This is a genomic window from Mycobacterium sp., assembly GCF_032162605.1.
Taxonomy (GTDB): Bacteria; Actinomycetota; Actinomycetes; order Mycobacteriales; family Mycobacteriaceae; genus Mycobacterium.
On sequence record NZ_JAVROT010000577.1, the window covers coordinates 1 to 7,395 of the forward strand.

The window sequence follows — 7,395 nt, forward strand, 5'->3', positions numbered from 1 at the left end:
CCGTCGCTCCCACACTCTCCGTGATCTCCCACGTGTCATCATCAGTTCGCACCATCGTGACCCTTCCCGCGATCGGCGGTCCCATCGTTTTCGGACGGTACGCCGACTGCCTGTGACAGTCCTACGCCGATAGCGTCTTCCTGATCTCGCCGGCCGCATTCGACTGCACGACAACGAATTGGTGACCTAAATCCCTCGCCGCGGGCGACCCGACGATCGACGGCGATGCGCCTGCGATCGGCGCGGCACCGTCATGTCAACGGGGTGTCGATGATCGCCTTGAACACCGGCGGAGCGCGGATGCACCGACGTCATCGGTCTGTACTACAGCCTGGACTCCTCGGTGCCCATCGAAGACACTGTCGGCGCGTTGAGTGAACTGGTCGAACAGGGCAAGGTCCGCGCCCTCGGGCTCACGCTCGTTCCCTACAGTCGTCTGGCCAGGTCCGCGCTGACCGGCCGCCCAAAACCCAGCGAACACTGCGGCGCCGCCCGGCGCACCAACAGCGACGGCAGGCCTAGGCGCATCAGTGCCGGCCCTGCCCGCACACCGGACCCAGGGGCATCGTGGTTCGACTACTTGCTCAAGACGGACGTGTAGTAGACGGTGTCGGCCATCGGCACCCAGTCGCTAGTGCGCGGCATGGCCGCTAGTCCGTTGTCGGCCAAGAGCCGACTCATCGGCGTGCCGACCGACCGCCAGCCCAGGTTCTCCAGGAAGGTGGGGACCTCATTACGCTCGCCCTCGTACCCCAAGTCCGCGTATGTGGTCCTGGGAGGGGCATTCAGCGACGGAATCAATCTGTCCTACTCCGCGCCGGAATCGGTGCTGGCCGCCCTAAGCGGCGGCCTGCTCGCGGTACGCCTCCAGCAGACGAAGCCACACCTCGGTGATCGTCGGGAAACACGGAACCGCGTGCCACAGCCGGTCGATCGGCACCTGGCCGGCGACGGCGATCGTCGCGGAGTGCAAGAGTTCGGAGACACCCGGGCCGACGAACGTCACGCCGAGCAGGTAACCGCCGTCGAGATCGACGATCATGCGGGCCCGGCCGGCGTAGCCGTCGGCGTAGAGTTTGGCGCCCATCACAACTTCGCCGATTTCGACATCGACCACGCTTACCCGGTGGCCTGCCTCCTCAGCCTGCCGGGCGGTCACGCCGACCGCCGCGGCCTCAGGATCGGTGAAGAACACCTGGGGCACCGCGGAGTGGTCCGCGGTCGTCGCGTGCGCGCCCCATGGCTTGGTGTCCAACGGCTCTCCGGTGGCGCGGGCCCCGATCGCAGCGCCGGCGATACGCGCCTGGTACTTGCCCTGATGGGTGAGCAGCGCACGGTGATTCGCGTCGCCTGCGGCGTATAGCCAGCCGCCCTCGACGTCGCGCACGCGGCAGGTGTCGTCGACGTCCAGCCAGGTCCCTGGCGTCAGGCCGACGGTCTCCAGACCCATGTCATCGGTCAGCGGCTTGCGGCCGGTTGCGAACAACACCTCGTCGACCGCCAGCTCGCGGCCGTCGTCGAGCTCCAGCGTCACCGTGCCCGTGCCGCCGGGGCGGCGCAGCTTGGTGACCGAGACACCAACGCCCACATCCACACCGGCCGCGGTGAGCCCGCGGCCGACGAGCTCGCCGACGAAGGGCTCCATCCGCGGCAGCAGACCGGAACGGCGGGCCAGCAGCGTCACCGACGAGCCGAGGCCCTGCCACGCGGTCGCCATCTCCACAGCGACCCCGCCCCCGCCGACAACGGCGAGCCGGCCGGGCACTTCGCCGCTGTCGGTGCCCTTGCGATTGGTCCACGGGTTGGCCTCGGTGATACCCGGTATGTCGGGTAGCGCTGCGCCGCTGCCGATGCAGATCGCGACGGCCTGCCGGGCGTCGAGCGTCACCACGTCGCCGCCGGGCGTCGAGATCGCAACCCGGCGCGGACCCTCCAACCGGCCATGGCCACGCACCAAGTCGGCGCCGATGCCCGTCACGTAGGCGTCGGCTTGGCCGCTGTCGTCCCAGTTCGACACGTAGCGGTCGCGACGCCCGAAAACGCCGGCGGTGTCGAGAGGACCGGTGACCGATTCCCTGGCGCCGTCGATGCGACGGGCATCGGCCACCGCAATGACCGGGCGCAGCAGCGCCTTGCTTGGTACGCAGGCCCAGTAGGAGCATTCGCCGCCGACGAGTTCGCGTTCGACCACGGCGACGCTCAGCCCGGCGGCGCGGGCACGAGCGGCGACATTCTGGCCGACAGGTCCGGCGCCGACGACAATCACGTCGTAGGAGTTCGTTGGCGTTTCCATGGCTGACACCCTTCGGTTCGTTGCGCGCAGTCGTATGCAATGAAACGCCACCCGCGCTGAGATTGAGGGTTGCTTGGCATACCCGGCCGAGATCGCGGCAATAAGCTGAACTGATGGAACTGCGGGAGCTAACCGCCTTCGTCGCCGTGGCCGAGGAAGGTGGAATGTCGGCCGCGTCGCGTCGGCTGCACATCAGCCAGCCCGCGTTGTCGCAGACGGTCAGTGGCCTCGAGCGGCAGCTCGGCGTCAAGCTGCTGGAGCGCAGCAGCACCGGCGTACAACCGACGGAGGCAGGTGCCGCGCTGCTGAGCGAGGCGCGCGCCATTCTGGCCCGGCATGACGAGGCGTTGCGGCGGATGGCGGAGTTCACTTCCGAAGGGGGCGGCGTCCTGCGGCTCGGGGTGCCGATCGAGCTGCCGCCCGATTTGCTGCAGCGCACGCTTGCCAAATTCGCCGCGAACCGTTCGGATATACGCGTCATGCCGCGTCACTTGTCAACGGCCGCACAGCTTTCCGTGTTGCGAAGCGGTGAGCTCGACATCGGGCTGGTGCGGGAACGGCCCGTCGGCGAGGCATTCGACGCGATGCTGGTGCTACGGGAGAACCTCGGCGTACTACTCGCCTCCGAGCTCGCGGCCGGACTGGTCGGCCCTGACGGCGTGCGGCTCGACTCGCTGAGCGGACTACAGTGGCTTGGCTTTCCGCGCTCCAACAGCCCCGCCTGGCACGACGAATTGACCGCCATCCTGCGCAGCCACGGCATCGACCTCGGCCCTCCGCCGCCGGAGGACCAGCTGCTCATCGCTGCGGTCAAGCTTGCGGCCGTCGGCACGGGTCATTCGTTCGCGCTAGCGCCCGAGAACTGGCCACATCCCATTCCAGACTCGGTGACGTGGAGCCCGATCGTCGGCCACCCGCTGGTGCGCCGCACCTGGGTGGTGTGGCCGGCCAATTCGCGCCGCCGCGACATCGGCCAGCTGATCACCGCATTCGAGGTGCCGCCGTGACTACGGGGCGATCGCGCGCTGGCCGCCGTTGGCCTGCAGGATCGCTCCGGTGATGTAGCTGGCCGATGGCGAGACTAGAAACGTAACGGCGGTGGCGATTTCGTCGGCGGCCGCGGCCCGGCCCAGCGCGGTGAGCTGACCCAATCCATCGGTGAGCCCGGGTGTGACGGCGGTTCCGGGGGTTTCGGTCGGTCCCGCCTGCACGGCGTTCACCCGCACGCCCGAGCGGCCGAATTCATCGGCCCACACGCGGGTCAGCAGTTCGATGCCGGCCTTCGTCGCTCCATAGATTCCGCCCTGCCGTGCCGGCACCCCGGCGGCGACAGTGCTGAGGTTGACGACGACGCCCTTGCCCCGCTCGGCCATCGCCGGCACCAGCTGCTGCACGAGGATGTACGGCGCACGCAGGTTGAGGTTGACGTGCTCATTGAAGAACGCGTCGTCGGTGTCCGCGGTGGCCCCGAACTTGTAGACACCGGCGTTGTTAATCAGGATGTCGACTGGCCCGGACTCGGCGGCCAGCCGGCGCACGTCATCGGCGTCGCTGAGATCGGCCGAGACGAAACGCGCCTTCCCGCCGGCGTTTTCGATCTCCTGCACCCTCTCGGCGCCGCGCTCTGCGCTGCGACCGTGCACCACGACGTCGGCGCCTAGGGCGGCGAGTTGGAGCGCGATCGCGCGGCCGATACCCGCCGTCGCCCCGGTCACCAGTGCGGTCGAGCCTTCTAGTGTTGCAGCCATTGGAATCTCCTCGCAGATATCGTGCGGCGTTGACTCCAGGCTAAGCATTCGATTGATGGCATCCATTCCACTTCAGCCATAAGCCTCGGCAATGGCTGTCATTGCGGCGGACGGCCGCCCGTTCGCCGTACGCACCACGGAGGTTTGACCTCGAATCTTCGAGGTGACGAAGCATGATCACGGCCTCGGCACGGCAGCCTTCAAACTCCTCGGACACGATGCAAGCGCCTCGCGAACGGCTCTGCCTATTGCGGCCATCGGCAGCCACGATGGCGACGCGGCTTGGCCGCACCCCATCAAGCGTTTCTATGGTTCGACAGCGCGCGAGGCGCTGCAAGAAAGGTAAGGACAACCGTGAAGGATTCCATTCGGGTTGGTGTTCAGCTGTGGCCTGGCGGAGCCCCCGACTATCAGACTTGGCGCGAAGCCGTGCTGAAGGCCGAGGAACTCGGTAGCGATGCCATCTTCGGCTACGACCACTTCCATAAACCATTCACCGTGCCGTCCGAAGACGGCCTGCCGGAGCTGTTGCCGGAGCAGTCCGACGTCAACAACTTCGAAGGCTGGACCGCACTCGCGTCGTGGGCCGAGATCACCAGCCGGGCTGAGATCGGTCTGCTGGTGACCGGCATCGGCTATCGCAATCCGGACCTGCTCGCCGATATGGCTCGCACCGTCGACCACATCAGCGGTGGGCGGCTAATCCTGGGCGCCGGCGCAGGCTGGTATGAAAAGGATTACAGCACTCACGGATACGACTTCGGCACGGTCAAGTCACGGATGGATCTGTTCGAGGACAACCTCGACCGGGTCGAACGCCGGCTCAGCCTGTTGGTGCCGCAGCCGGTGCGCAAGATTCCGATGCTGATCGGGGGCATGAGCGTTAAGCGCACGTTGCCGATCGTGGCCAAGCACGCCGACATCTGGCACACTTTCGCGAGCGTCGATGAGTATCGCCGCAAGAACGCGATCCTCAAGGAACTGGTCGCCGACGTCGACCGCGACGAGTCGCAAATCGAGCGGGCCGTGCACTGGACGGGTCGCGAGAGCGCCGACGCCTTCGTCGGCGAGGGTGTCACGCTGTTCACCACCGAGATCCACCCCACCGACGACGGTTACGACTTCACCGAGCTGAAGGACATGATCGCCTGGCGTGACCAATCGGCGTAGAAATCCTCGGCCACGACAACCACCACAGCACTGGCAGACAACCCTTGGTTGTTGTGCTGCTGCGCAGCGTGGGCTGGTGAGCAACGGTGACACCATCCGCGGCGGGATTCAGCCTTCCACCATCCAGTCGTCGGTGATGTCGACTTGGACTACGACGCGTTGGAGATCGCGGCTGATCCCGGCCTGACCATTGTCGCCTACACCGCGTCACCGAATTCAGAGACGTGTAAGGCATTGTCGCTGTTGGGAAATGCATTCCCGCCGCCGCAGGGCGAGCCCGCGGGTCCGACGCCCTGCGGCGCGGCTTCTAGTCGTCTCGAGCGGTTGCGGCGGGCTGTTCCGTCAGAAGCCGGCCCAGGGATGCGGCTGGTAGGGGCTTTCCAGACGGGCGGCTTCGTCGTCGGTCAGATGCAGCTCCGTCGCGGCGACGGCGTCCGTGAGGTGGTGGGGTTTGGTTGCACCGATCACGGGTGCGGTGACGGTCGGGTTTCTCAGCACCCAGGCCAGCGCCACCTGGGCTCGAGACACGCTGCGTTCGGCAGCGATCTGGGCGACCGTATCGACGATCGGCGCGTCCGCCACATCGCGAAACAGATTTCGGCTGAACGGGTCCAACCCCGACCGGTTTGTACTCTCGGACAGGTCCCGGGTGAGCCGGCCGCGGGCCATCGGGCTCCACGGGATGACACCGATACCCTCATCGGCGCAGAGCGGCAGCATTTCCCGCTCGTCTTCGCGCATGAGCAGGCTGTAATGGTTCTGCATCGACACGAAACGGGTCCAACCGTGCAGGTCTGCCAGGTGCAGGGCTTTGCTGAACTGCCACGCGAACATCGAGGATGCGCCCAGATAGCGGGCCTTGCCGGCCTTGACTACGTCGTGCAGCGCTTCCAGGGTCTCCTCGATCGGAGTGTCCGGATCCCAGCGGTGAATCTGGTAGAGGTCGACGTAGTCGACGCCGAGGCGGGTCAGGCTGGCATCGATTTCGGACATGATCGCCTTGCGGGACAGGCCGGCGCCGTTGGGGCCTTCGTGCATCCGTTGAAACACTTTGGTGGCAAGCACGTATTCGTCGCGGGTCGCGGTGAAGTCACGCAATGCCCGGCCCACGATCTCCTCGCTGGAGCCGCCGCTGTAGACGTTGGCCGTGTCGAAGAAGTTGATCCCGGCCTCCAGGGCCTGCTTGATGAACGGGCGGGACTCCTGCTCACCCAGCGACCAGGGCTGCGCGCCGCGGCCGGGTTCCCCGTAGCTCATGCAACCCAGGGCGATCACGGACACTTCGAGCCCAGTCGCGCCCAGCCTCGTGTAGTGCATGTCGTCAGGTCCTTCCATACGGGGTGTTTTTGGTGCCGTCGTCACCGCACCGTATCAACGATCTTCACGTTCCTCCTAGATGTCGAGCGGGACTACTTCGGTCGTCGCCCCGAGATCAAAACGCTCGGCACCGCGCTCTTTGCACCCGTGCCACCAGAGCCCCGGCCGTAGTGAGCGACCGCTTCCGGGACCGTCGTCGCCGATGCCTCCCAGCCGTGGTCGGCGAGCCACTCGGTGACCTCGGTGCGCTTCTCGGCGTACGACAACTCCTCGACGTTGGGAGGCGAGATCGCGACCCGCGTGCCCAACGCGGTCCGCAGCCGTTGGGTCAGTTCCCTCTCCCGCGCCAGACGTTCCGGATCCAGCGCATCGTCGGTGGGCGCATTGACGACGACCCGGCTCCCAGGGGCGCTCATCTCGTGGATGCGCTCGAAGAGCAGATCCTGCCCGTGGGCCGGCAGATACCGCAACAGCCCCTCGACCGACCACGCCGTCGGCGCCTGCGCGTCGAAGCCATGCTGCCGCAGCGCCATCGGCCAATCCTGGCGCAGGTCCACGGGAACCTCGATCCGTTCGACCGTCGGCTCGGCGCCGTGCCCGCGCAGCGTCGAGGACTTGAAGTCGAGCACCTTGGGCTGGTCGAGCTCGTACACGCGGGTGCCGACGGGCCACGCCAGGCGCCACGCCCTGGCGTCAAGACCCGACGCCAAGATCACCACCTGACGGATCCCCGCTTCAGCCGCCGCGACGAAGAAGTCGTCGATGTAGGCCGTGCGGGCGGCGACGAAATCCTGCAACGCCTGCATCCGCTCCCCCAGTTCGGGATCCACGCCCGCCGCCGCCGAGCGGTCGAACAAGCTCCACATC

General features: G+C 66.9%; 8 protein-coding genes and 1 pseudogene. 4 read left to right on the forward strand and 5 right to left on the reverse strand.

Translation table 11 applies throughout. The features are described 5' to 3' along the window. The first annotated feature begins 370 nt into the window (after positions 1–370). Positions 371–601 carry a hypothetical protein gene (locus QOI01_RS32090; protein WP_526387605.1) on the forward strand — a complete coding sequence of 77 codons (231 nt, stop codon included), beginning with the start codon at positions 371–373 and terminating at the stop codon, positions 599–601. On the opposite strand, the gene QOI01_RS32095 is transcribed toward QOI01_RS32090, so the two are convergent. Further along, the gene (locus QOI01_RS32095; protein ID WP_526387607.1) at positions 577–801 is read right to left on the reverse strand and encodes a hypothetical protein; all 225 of its coding nucleotides are present in this window, start codon (positions 799–801) and stop codon (positions 577–579) included. The two genes, QOI01_RS32090 and QOI01_RS32095, sit on opposite strands and share 25 nt — an antisense overlap. A 37-nt stretch (positions 802–838) precedes the next feature. Beyond that, complete coding sequence (locus QOI01_RS32100) at positions 839–2,293, reverse strand: dihydrolipoyl dehydrogenase family protein (RefSeq protein ID WP_526387609.1); 1,455 nt, start codon at positions 2,291–2,293, stop codon at positions 839–841. Positions 2,294–2,406: 113 nt separating this feature from the next. On the opposite strand from QOI01_RS32100, the gene QOI01_RS32105 reads away from it, so the two are divergent. Next, a complete protein-coding gene (locus QOI01_RS32105; protein WP_526387611.1) occupies positions 2,407–3,300 on the forward strand; it encodes a LysR family transcriptional regulator in 894 nt (297 codons plus the stop codon). Here QOI01_RS32105 and QOI01_RS32110 read toward each other — a convergent pair whose 3' ends face one another. Next, positions 3,301–4,041, reverse strand: coding sequence for an SDR family NAD(P)-dependent oxidoreductase (locus QOI01_RS32110; RefSeq protein WP_526387613.1), 741 nt, complete (start codon positions 4,039–4,041; stop codon positions 3,301–3,303). It lies immediately after the preceding gene. Between the two features lie 354 nt (positions 4,042–4,395). Between QOI01_RS32110 and QOI01_RS32115 the strand changes: the two genes are divergently transcribed. Together QOI01_RS32115 and QOI01_RS32120 are read left to right on the forward strand one after the other, a co-directional pair. Beyond that, positions 4,396–5,211 carry an LLM class F420-dependent oxidoreductase gene (locus QOI01_RS32115; RefSeq protein ID WP_526387615.1) on the forward strand — a complete coding sequence of 272 codons (816 nt, stop codon included), beginning with the start codon at positions 4,396–4,398 and terminating at the stop codon, positions 5,209–5,211. A gap of 111 nt (positions 5,212–5,322) precedes the next feature. Next, positions 5,323–5,445: pseudogene (locus QOI01_RS32120) on the forward strand (MmyB family transcriptional regulator); the annotation flags it as partial. A 108-nt stretch (positions 5,446–5,553) separates the two neighbouring features. Here QOI01_RS32120 and QOI01_RS32125 read toward each other — a convergent pair. Together QOI01_RS32125 and QOI01_RS32130 are read right to left on the reverse strand one after the other, a co-directional pair. Next, positions 5,554–6,528, reverse strand: coding sequence for an aldo/keto reductase (locus QOI01_RS32125; RefSeq protein ID WP_526387616.1), 975 nt, complete (start codon positions 6,526–6,528; stop codon positions 5,554–5,556). Between the two features lie 92 nt (positions 6,529–6,620). Beyond that, the coding region (locus tag QOI01_RS32130) for an SAM-dependent methyltransferase (RefSeq protein ID WP_526387618.1) at positions 6,621–7,395 on the reverse strand (775 nt) is incomplete at its 5' end.